This is a genomic window from Chryseolinea serpens (genome assembly GCF_900129725.1).
Taxonomy (GTDB): domain Bacteria; phylum Bacteroidota; class Bacteroidia; order Cytophagales; family Cyclobacteriaceae; genus Chryseolinea; species Chryseolinea serpens.
Genome location: NZ_FQWQ01000004.1, coordinates 502,044 through 525,225 on the forward strand (window position 1 = coordinate 502,044; position 23,182 = coordinate 525,225).

The 23,182-nt window shown below is 47.4% G+C and carries 24 protein-coding genes and 1 pseudogene; 15 read left to right on the plus strand and 10 right to left on the minus strand.

Going from position 1 to position 23,182, the window contains the following annotated elements:
- The first annotated feature begins 111 nt into the window (after positions 1 to 111).
- Complete coding sequence (locus BUB30_RS26665) at positions 112 to 498, plus strand: hypothetical protein (protein ID WP_073140701.1); 387 nt, start codon at positions 112 to 114, stop codon at positions 496 to 498.
- Between the two features lie 442 nt (positions 499 to 940).
- On the opposite strand, the gene BUB30_RS26670 is transcribed toward BUB30_RS26665, so the two are convergent.
- From BUB30_RS26670 to BUB30_RS26685, 4 genes are all read right to left on the minus strand, one after another.
- Positions 941 to 3,340 (minus strand): ABC transporter permease, encoded by a 2,400-nt coding sequence (locus tag BUB30_RS26670; RefSeq protein ID WP_073140704.1) that lies wholly within the window; start codon positions 3,338 to 3,340, stop codon positions 941 to 943.
- Positions 3,341 to 3,525: 185 nt separating this feature from the next.
- The gene (locus tag BUB30_RS26675) at positions 3,526 to 4,212 is read right to left on the minus strand and encodes a tetratricopeptide repeat protein (protein ID WP_143165095.1); all 687 of its coding nucleotides are present in this window, start codon (positions 4,210 to 4,212) and stop codon (positions 3,526 to 3,528) included.
- A 26-nt stretch (positions 4,213 to 4,238) separates the two neighbouring features.
- Complete coding sequence (locus BUB30_RS26680) at positions 4,239 to 4,736, minus strand: hypothetical protein (protein WP_073140709.1); 498 nt, start codon at positions 4,734 to 4,736, stop codon at positions 4,239 to 4,241.
- A gap of 356 nt (positions 4,737 to 5,092) precedes the next feature.
- Positions 5,093 to 5,788: a DNA-binding domain-containing protein gene (locus tag BUB30_RS26685; protein ID WP_073140712.1), complete on the minus strand. Its 696-nt coding sequence runs from the start codon at positions 5,786 to 5,788 to the stop codon at positions 5,093 to 5,095.
- Positions 5,789 to 6,052: 264 nt separating this feature from the next.
- On the opposite strand from BUB30_RS26685, the gene BUB30_RS26695 reads away from it, so the two are divergent.
- The 3 genes from BUB30_RS26695 to BUB30_RS26705 are packed head-to-tail and all read left to right on the plus strand — an operon-like array spanning position 6,053 to position 7,701.
- Complete coding sequence (locus BUB30_RS26695) at positions 6,053 to 6,439, plus strand: hypothetical protein (RefSeq protein WP_073140718.1); 387 nt, start codon at positions 6,053 to 6,055, stop codon at positions 6,437 to 6,439.
- 51 nt (positions 6,440 to 6,490) lie between these two features.
- The gene (locus BUB30_RS26700) at positions 6,491 to 7,417 is read left to right on the plus strand and encodes a zeta toxin family protein (protein WP_073140721.1); all 927 of its coding nucleotides are present in this window, start codon (positions 6,491 to 6,493) and stop codon (positions 7,415 to 7,417) included.
- 5 nt (positions 7,418 to 7,422) lie between these two features.
- Positions 7,423 to 7,701 (plus strand): hypothetical protein, encoded by a 279-nt coding sequence (locus tag BUB30_RS26705; RefSeq protein WP_073140724.1) that lies wholly within the window; start codon positions 7,423 to 7,425, stop codon positions 7,699 to 7,701.
- A gap of 5 nt (positions 7,702 to 7,706) precedes the next feature.
- On the opposite strand, the gene BUB30_RS26710 is transcribed toward BUB30_RS26705, so the two are convergent.
- The gene (locus BUB30_RS26710) at positions 7,707 to 7,985 is read right to left on the minus strand and encodes a hypothetical protein (RefSeq protein WP_073140727.1); all 279 of its coding nucleotides are present in this window, start codon (positions 7,983 to 7,985) and stop codon (positions 7,707 to 7,709) included.
- A gap of 107 nt (positions 7,986 to 8,092) precedes the next feature.
- Complete coding sequence (locus tag BUB30_RS34935; RefSeq protein ID WP_073140729.1) at positions 8,093 to 8,413, minus strand: hypothetical protein; 321 nt, start codon at positions 8,411 to 8,413, stop codon at positions 8,093 to 8,095.
- Between the two features lie 140 nt (positions 8,414 to 8,553).
- Between BUB30_RS34935 and BUB30_RS35505 the strand changes: the two genes are divergently transcribed.
- The 4 genes from BUB30_RS35505 to BUB30_RS26730 all read left to right on the plus strand — a co-directional run bounded on the left by BUB30_RS35505 (position 8,554) and on the right by BUB30_RS26730 (position 9,892).
- Positions 8,554 to 8,709, plus strand: coding sequence for a helix-turn-helix domain-containing protein (locus tag BUB30_RS35505; RefSeq protein ID WP_221408808.1), 156 nt, complete (start codon positions 8,554 to 8,556; stop codon positions 8,707 to 8,709).
- Between the two features lie 16 nt (positions 8,710 to 8,725).
- The gene (locus BUB30_RS35510) at positions 8,726 to 8,980 is read left to right on the plus strand and encodes a hypothetical protein (protein WP_221408809.1); all 255 of its coding nucleotides are present in this window, start codon (positions 8,726 to 8,728) and stop codon (positions 8,978 to 8,980) included.
- Entirely contained in the window at positions 8,980 to 9,315 is a 336-nt protein-coding gene (locus BUB30_RS26725; RefSeq protein ID WP_073140732.1) for a DUF1493 family protein, read from the plus strand. Before BUB30_RS35510 ends, BUB30_RS26725 begins: the two co-directional genes overlap by 1 nt.
- A gap of 190 nt (positions 9,316 to 9,505) precedes the next feature.
- A complete protein-coding gene (locus tag BUB30_RS26730; RefSeq protein ID WP_073140735.1) occupies positions 9,506 to 9,892 on the plus strand; it encodes a hypothetical protein in 387 nt (128 codons plus the stop codon).
- 72 nt (positions 9,893 to 9,964) lie between these two features.
- Here BUB30_RS26730 and BUB30_RS26735 read toward each other — a convergent pair whose 3' ends face one another.
- Together BUB30_RS26735 and BUB30_RS26740 are read right to left on the minus strand one after the other, a co-directional pair.
- Positions 9,965 to 10,759, minus strand: coding sequence for a hypothetical protein (locus tag BUB30_RS26735; protein WP_143165096.1), 795 nt, complete (start codon positions 10,757 to 10,759; stop codon positions 9,965 to 9,967).
- Between the two features lie 35 nt (positions 10,760 to 10,794).
- Positions 10,795 to 12,612 carry an AIPR family protein gene (locus BUB30_RS26740; protein WP_073140740.1) on the minus strand — a complete coding sequence of 606 codons (1,818 nt, stop codon included), beginning with the start codon at positions 12,610 to 12,612 and terminating at the stop codon, positions 10,795 to 10,797.
- Between the two features lie 563 nt (positions 12,613 to 13,175).
- Between BUB30_RS26740 and BUB30_RS26750 the strand changes: the two genes are divergently transcribed.
- The 7 genes and pseudogenes from BUB30_RS26750 to BUB30_RS26780 all read left to right on the plus strand — a co-directional run bounded on the left by BUB30_RS26750 (position 13,176) and on the right by BUB30_RS26780 (position 19,736).
- Positions 13,176 to 14,138, plus strand: coding sequence for a phosphoribosylaminoimidazolesuccinocarboxamide synthase (locus tag BUB30_RS26750; protein WP_073140744.1), 963 nt, complete (start codon positions 13,176 to 13,178; stop codon positions 14,136 to 14,138).
- A 3-nt stretch (positions 14,139 to 14,141) separates the two neighbouring features.
- On the plus strand, positions 14,142 to 14,522 hold the full coding sequence (locus BUB30_RS26755) for an STAS domain-containing protein (protein WP_073140746.1): 381 nt from the start codon (positions 14,142 to 14,144) through the stop codon (positions 14,520 to 14,522).
- 79 nt (positions 14,523 to 14,601) lie between these two features.
- Positions 14,602 to 15,519 (plus strand): ribonuclease Z, encoded by a 918-nt coding sequence (locus BUB30_RS26760; RefSeq protein ID WP_073140748.1) that lies wholly within the window; start codon positions 14,602 to 14,604, stop codon positions 15,517 to 15,519.
- An 18-nt stretch (positions 15,520 to 15,537) separates the two neighbouring features.
- Positions 15,538 to 16,317 carry a queuosine precursor transporter gene (locus BUB30_RS26765; RefSeq protein WP_073140751.1) on the plus strand — a complete coding sequence of 260 codons (780 nt, stop codon included), beginning with the start codon at positions 15,538 to 15,540 and terminating at the stop codon, positions 16,315 to 16,317.
- 144 nt (positions 16,318 to 16,461) lie between these two features.
- Entirely contained in the window at positions 16,462 to 18,972 is a 2,511-nt protein-coding gene (priA, locus tag BUB30_RS26770; protein WP_073140752.1) for a replication restart helicase PriA, read from the plus strand.
- 106 nt (positions 18,973 to 19,078) lie between these two features.
- Positions 19,079 to 19,527, plus strand: a pseudogene (locus BUB30_RS36015) (DUF6934 family protein).
- Between the two features lie 29 nt (positions 19,528 to 19,556).
- A complete protein-coding gene (locus BUB30_RS26780) occupies positions 19,557 to 19,736 on the plus strand; it encodes a hypothetical protein (RefSeq protein ID WP_073140756.1) in 180 nt (59 codons plus the stop codon).
- Positions 19,737 to 20,536: 800 nt separating this feature from the next.
- Here BUB30_RS26780 and BUB30_RS26790 read toward each other — a convergent pair.
- Positions 20,537 to 21,595 (minus strand): hypothetical protein, encoded by a 1,059-nt coding sequence (locus BUB30_RS26790; protein ID WP_073140759.1) that lies wholly within the window; start codon positions 21,593 to 21,595, stop codon positions 20,537 to 20,539.
- 228 nt (positions 21,596 to 21,823) lie between these two features.
- Positions 21,824 to 23,137, minus strand: coding sequence for a toxin-antitoxin system YwqK family antitoxin (locus BUB30_RS26795; protein ID WP_073140761.1), 1,314 nt, complete (start codon positions 23,135 to 23,137; stop codon positions 21,824 to 21,826).
- Positions 23,138 to 23,182: the final 45 nt, after the last annotated feature.

The following is a 23,182-nucleotide window of genomic DNA, read 5'->3' on the forward strand; positions in this document are numbered from 1 at the left end:
CCCCGTCCCAAATATTGAGTTGATCCTTGCCCGCAAGGCAAGACAGACCCTTCCACGTTTAAGACAAGTACTGGCGTTGTTTTTTAATTGGATACTTAAAACTGAAGGGCTATGAAACATAACAGTACAAAGATGCTACCATCAGGTGAAAGCGATTTTTTGCAGGACGATCCGCTGGGCAAGCACATCAAGAAGATACAATCTTTCAGTGATTTGGAGGAAGACGAAGACTTAATGCCGGTGGCGCAACGAGAGATTGCCTGTGCCATCGCCGCGTTGACGGCCATCTACGAAAAAACAAAACGGCTACCCTATTTTGTCGCGCCCACACGAAGTGGAGGGGTAGGTCTAGAATACCAGGTAGTCGGTATCGAGGCATACTTTCATTTTGATATTGACGGTTCGATTCAATTTTCTGCTATCGGTGATGGAAAACTGCTAAACAAGACAAGGTTTACAAATCCAGCCGAAGCTTCAACCTTGATAGCCCATCTTTAGCCATATTGAACGTTGTTGGCATGAAGTATAAAACTGGAGATAGAGTACCGAACGGCGAAGCTATGGTTCGGCGAATCAAAAGGGAGTGGATCAAAGAGAATCGAACCATTTCCCGCGAAGCTTTTCGCCCACGGAAGGATCGCAACGGCCAATTTGAAGATGGCGTTTCTGTGGATATTAAGTCATGTTTAACCGAACCCATTGGTCATGACTATTGGAGCAACAAAAGGAAAATGGCCACGGCGGAATTTCTTTCGGATGTCATAAATGCATGCCCGCCTTACGTTATCCTATACGATGGACGATCGCCATCTCACTGTATCATAGCCGGGGATATGGTTGCTTTGGATGACGATCCGGATACCCTTGCCAGAATAGCGGCAAGTGCAATATTGATCCATAATCCGTTTACCCAGAATCGTCGAATGTCGACTTTTAAGTTTCATTCATCTTTTAATGACTTTGTCGGATTTGCCAAAGCAGCTTTAACGGCTTGCGCACCTACAGTTAACCCCGTCACCAAAAGAACCAAGATTCCGGTGCCTGCGAAATGCCACCACGTCAATTCTATCTTATAAGCAAAACTGTCGAGCCATTTCCGGGCAATGATATAACTAACGGGGAAGGCAATCAGGATGGCGATGAAGACCGTTTTAAAAAACTCGCCCGTCAAAAGATAAACGACTCTCCACACAGTCGATCCCAACACCTTCCTGATCCCAATTTCCTTTTTCTTTCGCTCCGCCGTAAACACAGCCAACCCAAACAAGCCAAGACAGGAGATGACGATGGAGATCGCTGCAAAATATTTAGAAAGAATGGCCACCCTGTTTTCGGATTCATAGAGCGCCTGGTAGTCGCTGTCCAGGAATGAATATTCAAAGGCCACCCCCGGATTGTGTACGGCGTAGAGTCTACCAAGCTGTTCAAGCGTTTCCTGTTCACTTCCCGCCTTGATCTTGACCATAATTTTAGAAACCCTTTTGTTCAGACTCAAATCGAAAAAGAGGGGCTTGATCTCTTCATAAAGGGATTGGAAATGAAAATTTTTTGTCACGCCTATAATTTCCTGGTCCTCGTTCCAGATCCGGATCACTTTGCCAACCGGATCCTTAAGACCCATCACTTCCACAGCTTTCTCATTCAAAACCACTTTCGATTCTTCGGAAGCGAAATTTCTCGAATAGGAGCGACCCTCTTTCATTTCGATGTCAAGCGTTTCAATAAAATCATAGCCACCCGCCAAGTCCGTAAATTCGATTGCATGGTCTGCATCCTTGCCTTCCCAGGCGATGTCGGTGGTTCCACCCTGACGGTTGGTGATGCTATGCCTGAAGTTGGTAGCGTTAATCACGCCAGGGATCTTCTTTATTTCCTGCAGGCGTAGCTCAAGATCAGCCTCAAATGCCTGCTTGTCTTTGATGGCATCGTCGGCGCCCATTTCAAAATGGACAATATTGTCGCGAACGTAGCCGAGGTTCTTGGTCTGCACCAATTCAATTTGCTTGTACACGATCCAGGTGGAGATGATCAAAACGACGGATATCATGGATTGAAAAAGCACCAATCCCTTTCTTGTCCAAAGCTCGCCGATGTAAGTGTTCAGTTTACCCTTTAGCGCGGCGACCAGATTGAAATTCGAGAGATAAAGGGACGGATAACTACCCGAAACAATTCCTGTAAGAATGGTTATCCCAAGGGCCCCAAGAATAAGCCTCGGATCAAAGCCAAGGGAAAGTTGTTTTCCTGTAACTTCATTAAACCAGGGAAGAAATAATCGGATCAGAACAATGGCGACGCCGAGAGACAACGAAGTCATCAACATCGATTCCAGGAGAAATTGAAAGACCAACGTCCTGCGTTTTGCTCCCATGACTTTTCTTACGCCGACTTCTTTAAATCGGCGCATGGCTTTTGCCGTAGACAGGTTCATGAAATTGATGCAAGCATTGAGCAGGATGAACAGGGCAACAATGATAAATAACGTTACATAGGCCATTCGCCCGCCGACGGGTTTTCCATTCTCATATCGGTTGTGGAGGTATTTTTCGGAATAGCGTTGAAGAAACAGCGTGGCCTCTGCGTCTTTATTCTTGCTTTTTATGAACCCGGAGATCTTCGTATTGAACTGATCAACATCGGTGTCCTTTCTCAACACCATGTAGGTGCTGGGGTCGCTATTGAGCCAGTTTTCCAGCTTCGGATTTCGCTCAAGAAACAATTCATAGTTGAGTAGAATATCAGACTTCAAAGAAGCGTTCGGTGGAAGCTGCTTATAAATTCCGGAAACGGTAAAGAGGCCATCGAGTCCTTCATGCTTCCATTCAACGATCTTGCCGACCACGTCCTCCGTTGTATTGAAGAGCTTCATGGCCAAGTCTTCCGAGAGGAGAATATTATATTTATCCGAAAAGGCTGTTTTCTGATCACCTTGAATAAAACTATAGGAAAATACATTGAAATAATCCTTGCTCACAAATTGACCTTCCGTCTTGATCCGCGTGCCGTTATAGGAGATCAGCCCTTTCCCCGAGGACCAGTCCGAGTTTGTGACCGAGGCGGCATACTCCACGTCCGGCATTTCCTTCGCTAAGGCCTCTGCCAACCGTGCAGGCGTACCCTCCATCGTAAAAACCCCAGACGAGGTGGGTGTGTTTTTCATTACCTGGAAAAGATGCCGGTCTTTTTCATGGAACTTGTCGACCGTAAGCTCGTCGTTCACCCAGAGATAGATGAATAGCGCGGCGGTGAGGCCGGTGGAGAGGCCGATCAGATTGATGCAGAATGTGCCGTAGTATTTCTTGAAACTTCTGCAGATCAGGATTAAGCTGTGTCGCAACATTGCCGAAGGGGTTAGTTTAAGCAAAACTTGCGATTGTGAAAATGGTTACACTGGAGGATGATTTAAATTTCCTTGGTTAGGATGTGCATGGGTGCTGTGGGTCGGCCAGTTATTTAGGCCCAAAAAATACCCATTTCCTTGAATCTGCATGGAACTTGGCGTGCCTCAAGGGCACCTGAAGCTGATTACTGAGAAATTACTTCAAGCTTCATCTTTTCAAGATTTCTTTCAAAAAGCAACCGTTCGTCCACATCAAGTTTATCGATATTCTGATTGACAAAACTCAAATACTTGTCCCGCTCGGAAGTATTGCCTTTGAGGTGTTGTGCCAGCATGAGATAGATGGCCGCGGCCAGTGTGGTATTGTTCACGAACTTGAAATCCATGGAATGCGACAGCAACAAAAAGCCTTCGGTGATGTTCCCTCGCTCGATGAGAACAGAACCACGCGTGCCGCGAAACATGTTTTCTCCCGGAACTTCTTTAAGCGCCATGGCCGAATAGTGATTGGCCAAATCGATCTTGTTCAAGATCAGGTAGAGCCAGGCAGCGGTGTTGTAGAAATGGCCTGCAAGACGTTTGAGTTCCTTTTCATGCAGACTGCTTTCGAGGGGCAAGAGGATGTCGAGTCCTTTTTGGGGTTCGCCCGTTTTCAGAAGAACCGTGGCGATGGTGAGGCGAATGGTTTTGTTTTTGGGGTATTGGCTTTCGTACTGTTGATAAATGGCAAGCGCTTCGCCGAATTCTTTTCTTTCCATATGTTCCTGAGCATCCCAGAGAGCGTCTACTTTCAACCATTTTTCTACTTCCTGTCTTTTAAGAAAGGGGAGTTTCAACAAGGCCAGACCGTCTGTTGGAATACGAATTCCCATGACCAGGGAATGAAACGGAAGGAGATTTAGCAATCCCAATGCATTGGCCAGTATAAAGCCGAGGCGGGAGCAAAAGTGACTTGATCGTTCGCCCCAAAGAAGTTAAAGCCAAACAGACTGAAGAATACAAATGCGATCAGGCCATTGCACAACACTCCTCCCATCATATAAAAGGCGTATCGAAGTCTCAGGAAACTGGGGTGGTTAAATGTCGCAGTGACACGCGCTCCGCGGAAGGAGGAGTTGACGACAACACGTACGCCATAGATCTGTGCTCTATAAAGCTCATGCCCTCTGCCCAATATCATTCTTCGCGGGGTTCCGCCAACGAGCTTCGCTGCCAATATGTGGCCTATCTCGTGAAAGATGGTGGCCAATTTAGCGGCCACTAGAAATATTCCGCAATTGATAAAGGCATTGGATAGGGATGAAAAATCGTCGCCGAGAAATCCTAGGACAGTTCCTGCTACAATGAGAATCCAGTAGGGGAGAGGGAAGAGTGTAAGAAATACTTTTTTGGCCATCGATCGGAAAAGCTTAAAATAGTACTTCGCACCTAACGACACAAGCTAAGACGGGCTTGAAAGAAAAGAACCGCCTTTGTTCGCACTTATTTCATTGACGGTTCCCTCCCGTAGCTTGAATCGAAATCCGACTGATCTTATCTTGAAATTCGACTTATTTTAACTTAAGATCCGACTGATAATGTTAAGATCAGTGGTTATTTCATCTTAAACAAAGTCGGACAATTTTATTTTTCCGCCTGGGAAAAACGCGTTGTTTTTCGCCCGGAATTTTTCTTTCTCACCGGCTGGAAAGTAAAAAAGCCAGCCCGCTGCAGCAGACTGGCTATATCGAGAGGGTATACGGAGGAGCGAGGCTACTTCACCGTTAGATCATCTAAAAGAAATCCTTCGCGAATTTCCTTGTTGCCGAGCATGATCGTGCGCAACGACAGGGAATACTCGCCCGCTACCAGGGTAGCCGGGATGATGAAGATGATTTTTGAGGGTGTGGCATCGGCCACCGTTTCTGCTTTGGTCACGGTGCCGTTGAGGGAGGTGAAGAATACGCCTTGTGCGGCGTCGCCGGCGTCGAACTTGAGGGCGCTGCCCACGATGTGGCCGATGCCGCCGGGTGTGGCGATGTCGCTCTCCGTTTTCGAGGTGAGGTCCTTAAACGATTGGAGCAGGGGCAGGGGAATGATGGCCTGCACTTTCTCTACCTTCACCTGCCCCACAATTTGCTTCAGGCGTTTGCCTGCTTTCATGCGCACTCTGACCTCATGCCGCGAGGCATCATAGGAATCGCCGGCGTTGTTAAACTTTCCCATGATGGACATGGAAATGTTGAAAAGGGGCGTTACAATGTTGTGACCATCTTTGAGCAATTGAGCCATGGCCAGGGCCAGTTCCTCCATAACCGAAAGCGCTTCCGCCTTCGTCACCGTAGAACCCCGGCTGATCATGAGGTCAACCACCTCTTCCATCGATTTGGTGCTGATGGGCTGCACTACCGCCATCTGATCATCCGGATCAGGTGTTAAACGGTTTTCAAACAAGGAGTATTTAATCATGGCTACCCCATTTACTATTTACGTACCAAAACTGAAATGCGTTTTCAGGCCGGAAACGGAGCCTCACATCCTAGCAGCCGACGAAATATCGTCGGACCGACGAAATATCGTTGGCGAGGCGCCTTGTCTATTGATGGCTTTCTTGTGGAGGAAATATTTCGGACCTTTAATCGTATTACTTAAAGACAGCTTGGTTTGTCTTTGGCCCTCGAAGTTTAAGATCGAAGTAATGTTGTTGGATGAGAACACTTAAACCAAAGGGTTATGAATTATAATGAAACAGAAATGCCTTCTCAAAGCGAAGGCAATCCAGTGAAGACCGATCCGCTATCGGAAAGCATCGAACTGATACGGTCTTTTGCGTTGCTTGAAGAAGACGAGGATTCAATGCCTGTGGCGCAGAGAGAAATAGAGCGTGCTATTACTATTGTCGAGGCCGTTTATGCAAAGTTGAGACTGGTACCATTCTTCGTTGTTGCCACGCGAAGTGGCGGTGTTGGTGTAGAATATAGGATAGGAGGGACCGAGGCATATTATCACTTTGATCCCTTCGGCGATATGGACTTCTCAGCGATCAAGGGCGTTGAACTGTTGAAGCACATATTTTTTACGAATCTTGACGAGGCACCCAAATTATTGGATGGCATTTAGATCGATTGGATCTCCGCCAAAGGTGTTATGTAGAATCTGTTAGCAGCATTTATGAACAATGAGTTTGCAAGACTATTAAGGGATCAGCATCAGGTAGGGCATTTTCTTAACAGCGTGTTGAAAATCGATCCAAAAGAGTTTAAAGATATAGCTTATCGCATTATTACTTGCGAGACGGGAATTATTGATGGTCTGGAAAATCCAACGTCAAGATCTGCGAAGTTCCGGGATCCGAGATATCAGAATGACAAGGAAAGACTCGCTTTGCGGGAGAGGATCGTTAAGGAACTCTTCGAAATGCCGTTGCTTGATAGGGATGATAAATTAAGACTTGGAAAGGGTGGCGCCAGGCCGATAGAAGTTAAGTCGGAGAGAAAGGCCTTTATAATAATTGGACTGCCAGCTTCCGGGAAATCGGCTGTCGCTTTTCGATTTGCCAATGAATTTGGGGCGATGATACTAGACGCTGACTTCTCCAAGAGGAAACTTCCGGAGTTTGCCAAATATCCATGGGGAGCTTCTATTGTTCACAAGGAGGCATCGGAAATGATTTTCAGCAGGGACAAGACTGGTTTTGAGTCACTATTCTATAAGGCAACGCGAGCGAATTATAATCTGGTGATCCCAAAGATTGGTGCCAGTCATGTTAAGGTTCTATGGATTTGTAATTTGTTGAAAGAAATGAAATATGAAGTGCATCTCACGTTGGTCTATCTGAGCAGGGAAAAAGCAACTTTAAGAGCACTGACGCGTTATAAAAATACGGACCGATATGTTCCACTCGCGCGCATTTTTGACGTCTATTCTCAAAATCCCTGCCTGACATACTTTTTTTTGAAGAACAAGAAGGGCGATAGATTCGATTCTTTCGGCGTCATCAACACAGATGTTCCTGTTGGCGAACAACCGAAATGTTCGGATTTTCTAGGGGATAGCCCAGCGAAAAAATATGAAATTGATTTAGATCTGATAATTTAGAAATCATGAAAAAAACAATTAGGAAGAGTTCATTACCCACAAAAACAACAGTAAAGAAGAAAGGCGTTTTGAAAACAACGAAGAAGAAAAAGATTTCCTTGAAAAAGTTCGACTATGAGAATTATCCGAAGATCCGGTTAAGTTATGCCGAGTATGTACGCAGGCACGCGTTAGCCGGCAAGATCATGGATGAGATTGAGGAAGAGGAGCTTGAAAATATTAAAGGCGTGGTTGAAAGGGTTTTGGCGGAGCGGGCTAAGGATGCTGAGAATGGCACCTCATAGCTGCATCACAGATATTTGCCAAGCGTCATCATTGCCGTGAGCGTGGCGTAAAAAAGCAGGAGCAGCAAATTGGCTAGCCTCTTTGATCTACGACTTTTCGGCGAAGTTGCTTTCCTGAGCAGAAAACCAAAGTCTCTATTGCTGAGCTTGTCAAATTTGCCATGGTAGGAATAAAATGGAGGTACGGGTGTTTCTTTGTCTTTTTCCAGGCAGTTGAATTTAAAGACTTGATAGCGCTTCATATAGAAGAGCCAAAACGACGCAATCGCTAATACTTCTAGCATAACTCAGATTAGGCCAAAGGTATTTACTGCATACGCTTTACCAAAGGAAAACTTCCTATTCCATTTTTGAAGCGCACGCGTCGTGCGCACAAAAGCCAAAGTCGGCGCTATAATTTTTTGTTGCGTTTTGACGACGGTTTGTCGTAGATCAGCCCCAAATCGCACTCGCTCAGCGCCTTAAAGAACTCACACAACACATTCACCCGGTGCGCCATCTCGCCAAAGTCGAGGGGGAGGGCGTCGTGGTGGTGTTCTACGTAGCTGTGGTAGAGTTCCAGGAGGGCTTCGCGGTAGTCGGCGGGGCGGGCCACGTTGAGGAGGAGGCGGAGGTGGTCGAGGGCGGTGTAGTCGCCGGCGTCGTGGTGTGGGTGGGGCAGGAGCCATTGGCTGGGTTTGGCGGGTTTGTGGGGTTTGATGGGCTTGGTCATGACCGTGGTGGTTTGGTTGTGCGCACAAGGAGGGCCAACGCCAGGGCATAATCCATGCCCAGCGGAATATTCCATGCCCACAGCCGTTTTCAATCGGATAGTTTAGCGCCTGGGCACAGGATTTTTTTATATTTGCTACCATGACAACCCACGATTCCTCCAAAGAAACCAAACCCGTCCACCACGGCCGGAATATCAAACGCTTCCGCGAAATGTTCGGCCTGAAGCAAGATGGCCTAGCCGCCAGGTTGGGACCGGATTGGACGCAGAAAGGTTTCGCAGTTGGAGGCGAGTGAGTTGGTTGAATCTAAGTTGCTTCAGCAGATTGCAGAAGCGTTGAAAGTTCCGGTGGAGGCGATTGAGAATTTTACGGAAGAGGGTGCGAATACGTATTTCAACAGCTTTCATGACAACAGTGGGCCCTCTGCATTTCAATACAACAATTCAGCTCCCACAGATAAATATGAGGAGATGGTGGAGAAAATTGAAGGGCTCTACAAAGAGTTGTTGAAAGAGAAGCAGGCGAGGATTGAGCTTTTGGAGCGGTTGCTAGCTGAAAAGAAATAATGACTAAGCCGGCAGATGAAGTCTGGCAAAAGCTAGTGGACTTTGTCGAGTCCACTACCAGCGTTGAGGTTAATGAGGACTCAATTGTTTTCGATGATTTGAGTATAAATGGATTGGATACTTATTCGTTCATGGAACAGTTTGCTGAAGAGTTTAAGGTAGACTTGTCGGATTTAGATTTAAGTAAGAACGTGTTGTCTGAATATGAGTTGGGTAATATTTTTTTAACTTTCTATCGGGCTCTTTTTCGCAGGAAGGCCTTGAAGCGGCGAAGTTTTAAAGTTTTGCATCTCTATCATGTAATTGAAAAGAGACATTGGTTTGACCCTGATTAAGATGAAAGAGATCGTAAGGCAGACGGAATACATTATTGTATAAAAAGAAGTTAAAAGGACTTGATGGTGAACCGTTATTAAGCGACTTTAGATTAGTTACAACGGCCTCTTAGGCTGTATTAGGATTGACCCTTCCACGTTTAAGATAAGTTTTGGCGTTGTTTTAATTGGACACTTAAACCAAAGGGTTATGAAACATAATAACAGAGAGATGCTATCTCCAAACGACATACCGTTTGTGCCGAGCGATTCGCTGGCTGAAAACATTAAAACAATCCAATCTTACAGTTCGCTGGAGGAAGATGAAGACTTTCTGCCGGTAGCACAACGGGAGATCCAGCGCGCCGTTTCCGCGTTGGAAGCCATTTACGCGACGGCGAAACTACTGCCTTTCTTTATTGTCCCCACACGAAGTGGTGGTGTTGGTTTGGAGTATAAAGTAAAGGGCACAAAAGCGAACTATCGCTTTGATCCTGATGGCTTGATGTACTTTACTGTTATGAGAGATGTGACAGTCCTAAAACGGGCAATGCTCACAAGCCCAGCCGAAGCCCCAGCCTTACTAGAATCTATTTAGCCAACATCACAACGTTGTTTGTTATGAAGTATAAGATTGGTTGGTTTACATTTCAACAAGCAACAATTTGTTTTATTGGTGAAGCCAAGGAGGAGCAACAATATTGAGTTCAGTTTCAGCATCTGTTCCAATTGGTCCAGCGAACCCTCCCGGCGCCCCTGGGCCTCCTGCTGCGCAATCGTTTCCTCCTGGAGCGCCAGGGCCGGGTTGTCCAGGATGGCCATCGTGTCCTTTGCTAGCTAGCAGTGTTATAAACTGCATAGCTACCCCTAAATCAATAACGGTGTCACCCGGCCAAATATCAACGATCAATTTTGCGCCGCTACCTCCATGCCCTGCGTATCCTCCGTTGCCACCCTGGCCTCCGTTACCACACGAACGAAATGGGGAATTTCTGTTCCCCCCAATTTCACCCTTGCCCCCATTGCCTCCATTGCCTCCGTTGCCACCATTAGAGTGAATATTCAAGCTTCCTATTGCAATCAACCCCAATTTGACTTCAATAATCCGCGCATTTTCTCCACGTTGACCATTTAGTCCGTTAACTCCTTGTGAGCCGTTGATGCCTGTTGGTGCTTGCGACCACCCTGTCCTCCATGGATCAGCGGGATTTTGTAATGGTGCCGAGGATCCATTCCTTCCATCACTGCTAATTTGTGCATTAAGGCCGACTGAGAAATTGTCTATTCTCAATTTGCAATGAGTTATAGAATCGTCCAGAATGATCGTCGAATTGTTACCCATTTTCAGTTGAAAGAAGTAAACGGATGTTGCTCTAATCACAAAGACTTCGTTGTCTAATAATTCATAGTTCTTTATGATGATTTCGTAATTGTCATAAATGGTTTTTAAATTTTCAGTTCTCATACACATTGAGGGTTAAGTGTTGACTTGGTCAAACTCTAATTTTTCCTTCTTTCCAGATACCGTTTATGTTTAGTTTTCTTTTTGATATTTAGGTTGAAAACAGGCGGAATTTTTTTAGCTTGTTCTATCACTTCAAAAGTGAAATCTTTTAATCGCCTATAATCATTTTGATTTCTGTTCTCGTGCTTATTGTTGAATATCTCAATTGCTTTGTCGATGCAATTTGTGGCTTTTGTAATTATTTCTTTGGTTTCTTTATCCTTAAGCAAAATTGCGTGTAGGCTTTCGCAATATTGGGTTATGTCATTACTTATGAATTTGGGATAATTAAATCCGCAAACTAGAACTCTAATGAGCGTTAAAAAGTGGTATTTGTACCTTCTATAATGTGCGCGAATAAAGCCATGCTTAATTAGTGTATCAACTTTGTGCAGACAAAGGGCGCTCACATAATAGAAGTAAGGATTATGATCTTCTAGAAAGATCTTTCCAGAGTAAGACTTTAGTAATTCGCCGTAATATCTATGCGTGCTATGTGGCTCATTCCAGAACATGGAAATTACTGCGTTTATTTGCGCTGCGAGTGAAATTATCTTATTTCTTGGAATCTCGGGGAAAACCGTATCGTATTCTCTGGGGCGTCTCTCGTAGTAGAGTTTATCATCTTTGGGAAAGCTATCGTAAAATCGTTGGAGTTTTTTGTGATAGTCTTTGAGGGACTCGAATGCTTCAATTTTTACTTCTGTTTGCCTGTTTGTGGCCTTAATGATGTCATTAATTACATCTTGATCATCGGTTACAATTAGTTTAATTGGTATAAAGGTATTATCAAGATCAATGCTTTTCTTGTTATTAAATAAGATGTGACTGGTTTGACACCCATTAACAATTTGAAAGTCCTTGACTTTAAAGTAAGTGCCGACTTTATTAAGACTTTTCGAGACTATTGTTATACCGTTGTTGAATATAGGAAACTTTAACTGTTTTAGCTTGTCCTTTAGCGTGAGTTCAATTTCCTTGTTTACTGAATTAACCCCTAAAAAATCTCTAACGTTGTCATAAAAAAGTGTTTTTTGAATTTTATGATCAGAGTCTTCTATCAGTTTGAAATACTCCGTCGCTGGTAATATGCCAATGTATGATTCCTTAACACCCTCAATTCGTGGTAATGGAGTATTTTTGTCAAAATTGATCTCTTTGGTTACTTTGTTTTTTATCTCCTTATATATTTTTTCAATGCCTTCGGCGTCAACCGGAATAAACTTAATGTTGCTAAATAGATTTCTGGACTCAAGCTCCTTGATTTCGGAGGAAGCGCGACCAGCTACATTTTGGTCATTTGTCCATCGCCCGGTTGTTACATAGTAAAGCTCACAGATTGGACTGTCCTCCATCAAAATGCTTTGGGTGTAGATATATTCTTTTAGCTCTCGCAAACTTTTGATGTCATCATTAATTTTAAGACTGGGTGTGTCTTTAAAGAAATCTTTAACTCCAAATATGAAAGTTGCGAGGTCACTCGCCTTGAATTCACTGGATGTTTTGCTTTGAATAAAGATAAATTTGACGTCGAGCCTCTGAAGTTGATTCTTTAGTGCGTCAATTTCTTCGTTTGATGATACGATATGTTCGTTCACAACGATGGCTACGCCATCTATGCCAGTGTCGTTTCCACCACCGACATTTAATTCTTCGATCTTAAAGTTGTCATTGTAAAAAGCCTCTGGATGAATTTTCGAAAGAATACAGTAATTGCAGAAATGTTCAAATAACTGATCTTCTTTAATCCCTTTGTCAAAGTCAAAGTCTATTCTAAAATTGCTCAAGTATCCTTGAAGTATCTTATTGTCCATAGTGTTGTGGTTTGATCCAATGCATACCCGCCACGATCCTGACAGGTAACGCGAGTTTGTTTCAGCAGTCCAAGTGAGTTCTTTGCGGCTTATTTAGTTTGATGTGGCCGCGCGTGCTATTTGAGGATTCCAGGTGGGCTTGTCGATCAGATTGGATCAGGTGGGGCAAGGAATCTTTGACTAAAATAATGATTTTTTTGAGGATCGCAATATGATATTGAGAATCTCCTCCCATGACAAAATTTTAAAAGTGTTTGGTATCGGTCGATTATTTCGAGAAGATCCAGAAGTAGTTTGTGCGAATTGATAATTGTGGACTGTAAATCCCGAATGCCACCGTTAGGATTAATGAGTTGTTTGTTGAACGCTTTATGGATTCGGCCAGGGATAGCAATGGAAAGCCCGAAGTGCGCCGGCCTCGCGCGCTGCCGGACTTGGAATGGATAGCCCGACCCTCGGCCTCCGAGGGTGGCCGCCAAGTGTTCCCATTCAGATAACTTTGCCCCCAAACACCCTTTGCCAAAACCCTCCCATCCCTTACCTTGCACCTTCAAACCCATTTCATGCAGGCCATCAAAGAAACCCACTTCAACTTCCCCGGCCAAACCGGGTTCTACCGCGGCAAGGTGCGGGACGTATATTACTTCGGCGACCTCATGGCCATGGTGGCCACCGACCGCATCTCGGCCTTTGATGTGATCCTGCCCAAGGCCATCCCCGACAAGGGGCGGGTGCTGAACCAGATCGCGGCCTTTAACCTGCAGGCTACCCGGGATCTGGTGCCCAACTGGGTGCTGTCTACCCCGGATCAGAACGTGACCATCGGCTTCAAATGCGAGCCCTTTGCCGTGGAAATGGTCGTGCGCGGCTACCTGGCCGGGCATGCGGCCCGTGAATACAAGGCCGGCAAGCGCACCCTTTGTGGTGTGGCGCTGCCCGAGGGACTGAAAGAGAACGACAAGCTTCCCAACCCGATCATTACCCCTACAACAAAGGCGGCCGTGGGCCACGACGAGGACATTAGTCGGGAGGAGATCCTGAAGCGGGGCATTGTTTCGGAGGCTGACTATAAGACATTGGAAGAATACACCCTGAAGCTCTATAAAAAAGGCACCGAATTGGCCGCCGAGCGGGGGTTGATTCTCGTTGACACCAAGTATGAGTTTGGGAAGCACAACGGTGTGATCTATTTGATCGACGAGGTGCATACGCCGGATTCGTCGCGGTACTTCTATGCCGAGGGCTACGAGGCGCGGCAGAAGGCAGGGGAGACGCAGAAGCAGCTTTCGAAGGAGTTTGTGCGCCAGTGGTTGATCGAGAACGGCTTCCAGGGCAAGGACGGGCAGAAAGTGCCCGAAATGACCGAGAGCAAGGTGGGCGAGATTTCGGCCCGTTATAAGGAGCTTTATGAGCATGTGAGGGGGGAGGCGCTGGGGGCGGTGGACTATGGCCGGCTATCCCAAAGAATCGAGCAAAGCATCCTGAATTCGATAAATTCCGCTAACTTACAAGCCAAGAAAAACTGACCTATGAAGTATACGATTGACAAGCAGGAGAAATACAGTTTGTTGCGTTTGCACGAAGAGAAGCTGGATTCCAGCGTGGCTCCTGGCCTGAAGTCCGAGTTGATCACCCTCCATGCCGAGGGTGTGCGCAACATTGTGCTGGACCTGGGCGAAGTGAAATACACCGACAGCTCCGGCCTCAGCGCCCTGCTGGTAGGCAACCGCATTGTTCAGGAGGACGGCGGCATTTTCATCCTGACCACACTGTCGGACCACACGCTGAAGCTCATCAAGATCTCTCAGCTGGACAGCGTGCTCAACATCCTTCCCAAGGTGGAAGAGGCCATCGACGCCGTGTTCATGCACGAAATCGAAAAGGACCTGAAAGATTCTGACGGAAATTAAACGAAGGTTACATAACCGGAAACCAAAGCCCTCCAGCTTTGGTTTTTTTTATTTTTAATATGTCAAACCCCTGTAAACGTTGAGTTTTAAGATCACCATTCTCGGCTCCAGTGGCGCGGTGCCCGCCTATGGCCGCTACACGTCGTCCCAGTTGGTGGAGATCCAGAACCGCCACTTCCTGGTTGACTGTGGCGAGGGCGCCCAGATGCAGCTCATGAAGCTGCAGGCCAACTTCCACCGCATCGACCACATCTTTATCAGCCACCTGCACGGCGACCATTTCCTGGGGCTGATGGGCCTCATCTTCACCATGCACCTGCAGAAGCGGACGAACGAACTGCATATCTACAGCCATCGGGGGCTGGACGAGATCATCACCACCACCTTTCGCTACACGCGGTCGGTGCCCAACTTCAACATCGTGTTCCATCGCCTGGAAAAGGACGCGCGCGAGGTCATCTTCGAAGACGAGGTGCTCACGGTGGAGACCATCCCCCTGAAACACCGCATCCGCTGCTCGGGCTTCCTGTTCAAAGAGAAGATCAAGCCCCGGCGCATCGACAAGACCAGGCTGCCCGAAGGACTGCCCCTGCTGCAGGTGGCCAACCTCAAAAAAGGTGACGACATCACCGACGCGGAAGGCAACATCCTCTACAAAAACGCCGACCTCACCTTCGACCCGCGCCCGTCGCGCAGCTATGCCTACTGCTCCGACACGGCCTACAACGAAAGCATGATCGACCAGATCCGCGATGTGGACATGCTCTACCACGAGGCCACCTTCGAGGAGGAGGAAGCGCAGAAAGCCGCCGAAACGTTTCACAGCACGGCCCGCCAGGCGGCCACCATTGCCCTGAAGGCCAACGCCAAGGGGTTGTTGCTGGGCCACTTCAGCGCACGCTACAAGGACCTGACGCCGATCCTGAAAGAGGCGCACGCCACCTTCGAGAACGCGCATTTGGCGGTGGAGGGAGATGTGTTCACGCTTTCGGATTAATCCTTTATTTTTATCGCCATGGAAAATACGCAACCCGACAAACGCCACCGTTTGTTTATCATTCTGGCCGGCATCTTCATCACCAACACCGTGTTGGCCGAGATGATCGGGGTGAAGATCTTCAGCGCCGAAGGGACGCTGGGACTACAGCCCGCCCACCTGAACATCCTCGGCTTCACGATGGACTTCAACCTCACGGCGGGTGTCGTGATCTGGCCGGTGGTGTTCATCACCACCGACTTGATAAATGAATACTTTGGCAAACCCGGCGTGAAGCGCATCAGCTACTTCACAGCGATGCTGGTGACCTATGCGTTTGTGGTGATCTTCATCTCCATCCGCCTTGCGCCCGCCGACTTTTGGGTGAATGGCACGGACTCGGAAGGCAACGCGGTGAACATGCACCACGCCTTCAATAAGATCTTTGGCCAGGGACAGCGGATCATCCTGGGGTCGCTCACAGCCTTTATCATCGGGCAGTTGGTGGATGTGTTTGTGTTTCAGCAACTGCGGAAAGTGACGGGGAGCAAGATGTTGTGGCTGCGGGCTACAGGGTCTACGTTGGTGTCGCAGTTTGTGGATAGCTTTGTGGTGCTTTATATCGCTTTCGCGGGAACGTTTACCAATGATCAGATCGTTGCTATTGGGATCACTAATTATATCTATAAGTTCATCGTGGCCATTGCGCTGACGCCTTTGATTTACTTTGGGCATGGGCTCATCGACCGGTATTTGGGGAAGGAGTATGCTGCGCGGATTTCGGAGGAGGCTTCGCATGGGAGTAAGGGGTTCTTTTAAGGTGATCCCTTCAAAGGTTTAAACCGCCCGCCTTCGCTAAAGCTTCGGCGGGCAAGCCCGAAAGCCTTTGGTCCGACTTGCCTGCCCTTCCGAAGCTTTAGCGGACGGTTAAATATTTTTCACACGATCAATACTCATAAATAGGTGGAACTCTTTGAACAACCCGGCACGGAATCACGCATCACGCTCTTCGCGGAGTTGATGTTGCCTATTCCTGTGCCTAAGCTGTTCACTTACCGCGTGCCCCTTCCCCTGAATGACAAGATCATGGTGGGGCAACGCGCGATTGTTCCTTTTGGTGATCGCAAGATACTCACCGGTGTGGTGGTGTCGGTCACCGATCAGCCACCGAAACAATACGAAGCGAAATACATTCTTGAACTGCTCGACGACTTCCCGTCCGTCACCGAGTTGCAGTTCAAGCTCTTTCAGTGGATGGCCGACTACTATCTCTGCACGACCGGCGAGGTGATGAACGCGGCGCTTCCCAGTGGGCTGAAGCTCTCCAGCGAGTCGATGGTGCAACTGAATCCGGCTTTCAACCTGGAGGAGTCGGATTTTGATTTTTCGGAGAAGGAGCGGATGTTGTTGAAGCGGTTGGTGGGAGAGTCGATGGAGTATTCGGCCATCAGCAAGTTCCTTGGCGTGAAGACGGTCTACAGTTTGCTGAAGTCGTTAGTGGGAAAGGGTGCCATTATTTTGTATGAAGAAGTAAAGGAAAAATATAAACCCCGGACGGAGCGGCGCATCCGGTTAACGGATGTCTATGCGGTAGCGTCGGCGTTGGAGGGTTTGTTCGAAACGATCGGTACGAAGCCAAAGCAGGAAGCCATTGTGCTGAAATATCTGCAGGATGTGCCGGTGCTGAGTCATGCCGAAGCAAATAAACATGGCCTGGCGCATAAGCAGTTGATGAGCGACGATACGTTGTCGGAGTCTTCGTTGCGCACGCTGATCAAGAACGGCGTGTTCGAAGAGTTTGAGGTAGTGGTGTCGCGCTTTGAAGAGGAGCCGCTGCCGGACCAGCACATCATCCAGCTGAGCGAAGAACAGCACCAGGCACAACAGGCGATCCTGGCCAGTTTCAAAGAGCATAGCGCCACCTTGCTGCAGGGTGTGACGGGCAGCGGCAAGACGGAGATCTATATCAACCTGATCAAGCAGGCCATCGAAGGCGGCTCGCAGGTTCTTTATTTGCTCCCGGAAATTGCGTTGACCACGCAGATCGTGCAGCGGCTGCGAAAGATCTTTGGCACGACCATGGGCGTGTACCACTCCAAGTTCAGCGACAACGAGCGCGTGGAAGTCTGGAACGGCATCCTCAACGGGCGTTTCAAATTTGTGGTGGGTGTTCGCTCCGCCATCTTCCTTCCGTTCGACAACCTGGGCCTGATCATTGTGGACGAAGAACACGACGCTTCCTACAAACAACAGGAACCCGCCCCGCGCTACCACGCCCGTGATGTGGCGGTGGTGATGGCGCAGCTGCACCACGCCAAAGTGCTGCTGGGGTCGGCTACCCCGGCCGTGGAAACGTATTACCAGGCGCTGCAAGGCAAATATGGTTTTGTGAAACTGGACAAACGCTTTGGAGAAGCCCGCCTGCCCACACTCGTGTTGGCCGACATGGGCCGCGAGCGGAAACAGAAAACTGTAAAGGGGGAGTTCTCCGGATTGTTGTTGAAGAGCATCGGTGACGCGCTCTCGAAAAAGGAACAGGTCATCGTGTTTCAAAATCGCCGAGGCTATTCGCCGATGGTGAATTGTGAGGACTGTGGTTGGGTACCCAAGTGCGTGAATTGCGCGGTGAGTCTTACCTATCATCAATATCGTCACGCGTTGGTGTGTCATTATTGTGGCTATCGCGAAGCCTTGCCGCAGAACTGTCCCACGTGTTCGTCGACTCGATTGAAGACGGTGGGGTATGGTACGGAGAAATTAGAGGAGGAGCTCATGCTTCATTTCCCTGACGCCCGCATTCAGCGTATGGACCTGGATACTACCCGATCTAAATCAGGCTACGAATCCATTCTCGATCATTTTGAAAGAGGAGAAACCGATATCCTCGTCGGCACCCAAATGGTGACGAAGGGACTCGACTTTGATCACGTGAGTTTGGTGGGGATCTTCAACGCGGATCGCATGATCCACTTTCCTGACTTTAGAAGTTATGAACGCGCCTATCAACTCATCACGCAGGTGAGTGGCCGTGCAGGCAGGCGGGAGGTGCCAGGTACGGTGGTGATACAGACCAGTAGTCCCGATCACCCGTTGTTGGTGACGATCTTGAATCATAGCATGGAGAAGTTTTATGGCGACCAGTTGGAAGATCGTCGCCAGCACAGCTATCCGCCGTTTAGCCGGTTGATTGATGTTACGATCAAGCACGTGGATAAGAAAGTATGCCGGGAGGGAGCGGATGCGTTGTTTAAGTTGTTTCGGAGTGCTATGCCGGGAACGAAGTTGTTGGGGCCGGGTGAGCCGATGGTTTCGAAAATAAGGAATCAGTTTTTGATGAGTATTTTGGTGAAGATCCCGCGGGGCAGCAGTGAGTTGGGGGCGTTGAAGCAGGCGTTGATGCAATGTATACAGCAGTTGTTGAAGGAGAAAGAGCATCGGAATACGAGGGTGATTGTGGATGTGGATCCGGTGTGAGAGGTTATTTCCTGACTGCAAAATTTTTTCAGTGGTCTATGTTATTCTTGTGATAGGTGGGATTTACCCAGCCCATAAGGATGCCGTTGGTTTAAATTTATAGCCCATGGATTTGCCACATTATTCATTCGTGGTAAGCGACAATCACTTGGCCTACTCATTTTATAGCCTGGGTCCACGCGGTGTGATCCATAAAGTTATCCGATACACGCGTCTGGAGACAGATCGTCATGTTGTATTTAATCTGTCATTAGGCGACGTTGATTCGGAAACAAGGCAAATCAGAGAAGATAAGGCATCTGGGAATGCCGACAAGGACAGAATTTTTAAAACTGTTGTCAAAACCACAGCCTTGGTTTGTGAAGAATATCCAGGCGCCTATATTCAAATTCGTGGGAACTCCCAATCACGAATAGATTGTATCAGATTGCTATTTCGAAATATCAAGAGCAAATTCGGTTGCAATATGATGTTTATGGATTAGTGGGAATAGAGTGGGAGGTGTTTCGTGAGAACCAGAGATACGAGGGCTTTTTGTTGCATTCCAGAAAATGATTTAACTTTATTTAGTAGATTCGTTAGATATGGGCACCGTCAAATCAGGAAAGAATCGGGAAAGAAGCATCAAGAATGAGATCGTTCCTGACTGGGTTTGGAATATTGAAAACGACCCTCATGCCATCGAAAAGGCTAAAATAGCCCAAAAGCATCTGGATACTTTTGGGCTTCCAAAAGATGATAGCACGGATCGTGGCAAGCATTGATCCCACGCGTGCTGAAATCCTTTTTCAGACAACACATCAGTATCTTAGGCTTAAATGATTTTTGTTAAGGAGATTAATGGCTATCAACGCACAAAGGACTATGAGGAATCTTGAATCAGTTTTTTTATACCTGGGACTTCTTGTCGTCTGTTTGTCCTGCAACGATGACCACTCCTGCTCTGACGGTGCGCAGGATCAATTCAATTATAACTCGACCACGGGCAAGTGCCAGAGTTGTGACGGAAAAGTTGGTTATAATGTATTTGATCTCGATCGTGTCCAGCAAACCCGGAACGCAGAATGTATGGATCTGAGCAAGAAAGTGCTGATAACGTTGCTGAAGGGTAGGTCAGAGCAGAGTCTGGGTTATGATTCTTTGTATGACTTCAATTTTCGCGGGGCCAGGTTTGATAGCGCCGAGTTGTATTTCAATTTTATTAGAAAATCTGATTTTAGTGGTGCCGATTTGAGATTGCTTCAGTATGGCTATGCCGCGATCGATGGTAAGATAGATCAACATACACTGCTCCCTGAACAGGGAAATTGCAACGACGATCTGAATACAATTCTGTGTAGCCGATAAAGCAACATGCCGAATTTAGCTCGCCTGGCAGACGGGGGAGATTCCAGTAAATCGCGCTCAATTGATGTAAATCGGGTGAATCCAAGCCTCATGTTGAAACGAATGCTCAAGGCCAACGATTCGGTGGAATTTGATGTGTTCATACCACGAATTCCACCGAATCGAACCCTTGCACGATTGAGCGCGTAACCTCCCGTCTTCCTTTTAGAAACGGTTGTTAGCGATTTGATTTAAGTTTTTGAATTTCTTGCTTCTGCAATTCCATCTCCGTCATCATCTTTTTCATTTCCTCTTGCTGTTGGATGACGTATAGCGTAAGTTCTTCGACTTTCTTCAACAAGGTCATATTCATGTCGCCGACATTGATGCCATCTTTTTCCATTTCCGTTGCGGACGGAACTTCAGGTAAATGCTTGTTCTTTGCTAAAAAAAGGCTCAGCTCGGAAAGCGGCAAGAGTTTGTAGTCCTTCTCGAAAACATAGTCGGGACCAGGAACGGACATGTCCACTCTTACCTCTTTGGCATGAATGTCACCTTTTACGGTGAGGTACGCATCGGGATTGGCAGTGTTGATGCCCACGTAGCCGGAACCTTTCACAATGAATGCAGTGGAATTTCCGCCGATGTCGCGTATTCTGAAATAGTGGCTGGCGAATGCGTTGGCAGTGTTTCCAAAACTCTGTACGTCAAGGTTCATTCCGTTTACTACACTCGACGATCCGGGAACGAATACGTGCAGCGTTGCCGTGGGGGCAACACCTAAACCCAGCTTCCCATCCTTCTGCAGGCGCATGAGTTCGTTGTTGTTGGTCGAGTAGTCAATGGTCGCATTATTGATGGAGAGCCAACGGAACACGGAGGCGACATTGTCGGGACCTGTCAATCCGAAATTAACCGATGCATTCGATTCCATCACCAGGCCGCTTCGATAGTTCGAGATCGCGGCAAAGGAGTACAGGTAGTTGCTATACGCATTGCCGGGATCTTCGATCCGGAATTTCCCGCCGCTAAGCGTGAGTTTCTCTGCGGGCGTTACGGTCCCTATTCCCAAATAACCGTTGTTCAACAACGTCATGCGGGGCGTGGAGTTCGATGTTTGAAATTGAATACCCCAGGCGGCCGTGCCGATGATCTTTTCACCACCACCATAAAATTGAATGCCTCTATCGGCGGTATTGAACAACAAATTGTCGTTTACCCAACTCTGCGCGAATGAATTTACCGCGACAACGGAACATAGAATGGCGATGATCAAAATTGTTTTAGTGTTATGCATATGTGACTTTATTGGTTTAACGTGGTCTGGGGGGGAATCCGGATATAGAAACATGCCGAACATGAGCAGTGTTTGATTATAAATTTCAGCTAACGAAAAGACAGCAATGTCTTCATCTTTGTTTAAAGAATATCTCAAAAATTGCGCACAATATTTTGAATGACCATCAACGACAATTTCTTAGGACAATAATCGAAAAAGACCGGGACAAATACAACGGTCGGGGTACTAATTCTTTACCGGTATCCCGGCTTTATAGACAACGCTGCTTAACAGACCACCGTTTTCATCAAACGTCTTCCACTCCTTATACTTCTTATCCGAAATATATTCCCCCTGCTCCTTCACCTTCCCATTGCTGTGATAAGCCACAAAGGGTCCATGACGCCGGTTGTTCTTATACTCCGTAGTGGATTCTACCGTACCCGTTTCATAATACGTCTTCACCGGCCCCGCCAGCAAGTTCACTTTGAAAGTCTCCTCTTTCTGAATTTTTCCGGAAGGATAATAACTGTATCGGATCCCGCTAAGCTTCCCCGCCTCAAACGTCTCTTTCAACTTCACAGGCTTGCCACCGGGATAGTAGTAAACACTAGTCCCTGCTAGCACGCCATTTTTTAATTTCTTCTCCGACAGGATAGCTCCATTTTCATCATACTCTTCAACGGAAGCATCCACACCGCTGGAAGATGCCTGCTCCTTGATCTTGATCTTTCCGGAAGGGTAGTAGTCATAATTGGTGCCCACCTTCTTGCCGTCCTTGTATTGGTATTTGTGTTGCACCGTGCCGTCGGCGAAGTAGCCGATGTTATTGCCGTGAAGTTTGGCGTTGAGGAAATTGCCGTCCAGCAAGAGATGCCCTTGGTCGTCGTAGCTTTTGAATTGGCCATTCTTGGTGCCGTTCGCCATGGTGGAGACGGTTTGCAGTTGACCGTTAGTGTAATAGGTTTTATAGAAGCCCGTAAGGATACCGTCTTTGTAGTTGGCTTCGGTTTCAATCTTGCCGTCGGGATAGAAGGAGCGGGCAATGCCGTTGGGTTTGCCTTTTTCGTATTGCTGCTCCTTTTTTACTTTGTGGTTCGGATAATATTCGCGCACCATTCCCTCGGGTTTGCCTTTTACGAAGAAGGTCTCGCGCTTCACCGTGCCGTTGTCGAAATAGAGTTGGATGCTGTCGGTGAGGATATCGTTTTGGTAGTAGGCTTTTTGGAACGGTTTGCCATCCTCATCATAGATCTGTACCACGCCGTGACGCAGCCCGTTCACGAAGGTGATCTTGCGGGCAACCTTGCCATTGTCGTGGTATTCGGTGAAGAGTCCGTCTTTGTCCCCGTCGTCGTTGAAGGTGCCGTCCACCATGATGTTGCCGTTCTCGTAGTAGCGTTGATAGTGGCCGACGTATTTTTCGGGGTCGTCTTTCGATACGAAGTAAACCTCCTGCACGTGTTGTTTGGGGGCGTCGTAGTAGGTGCGCACTTCTTTTTGTGCACGCGCAGTGACGCAGGCAGCGAGAAGGAATAAAATAGCGATCAGATGCTTCACGTTATAAAAATAAATAGCCTTGCAGATAACGCAAGGCTATTTTCG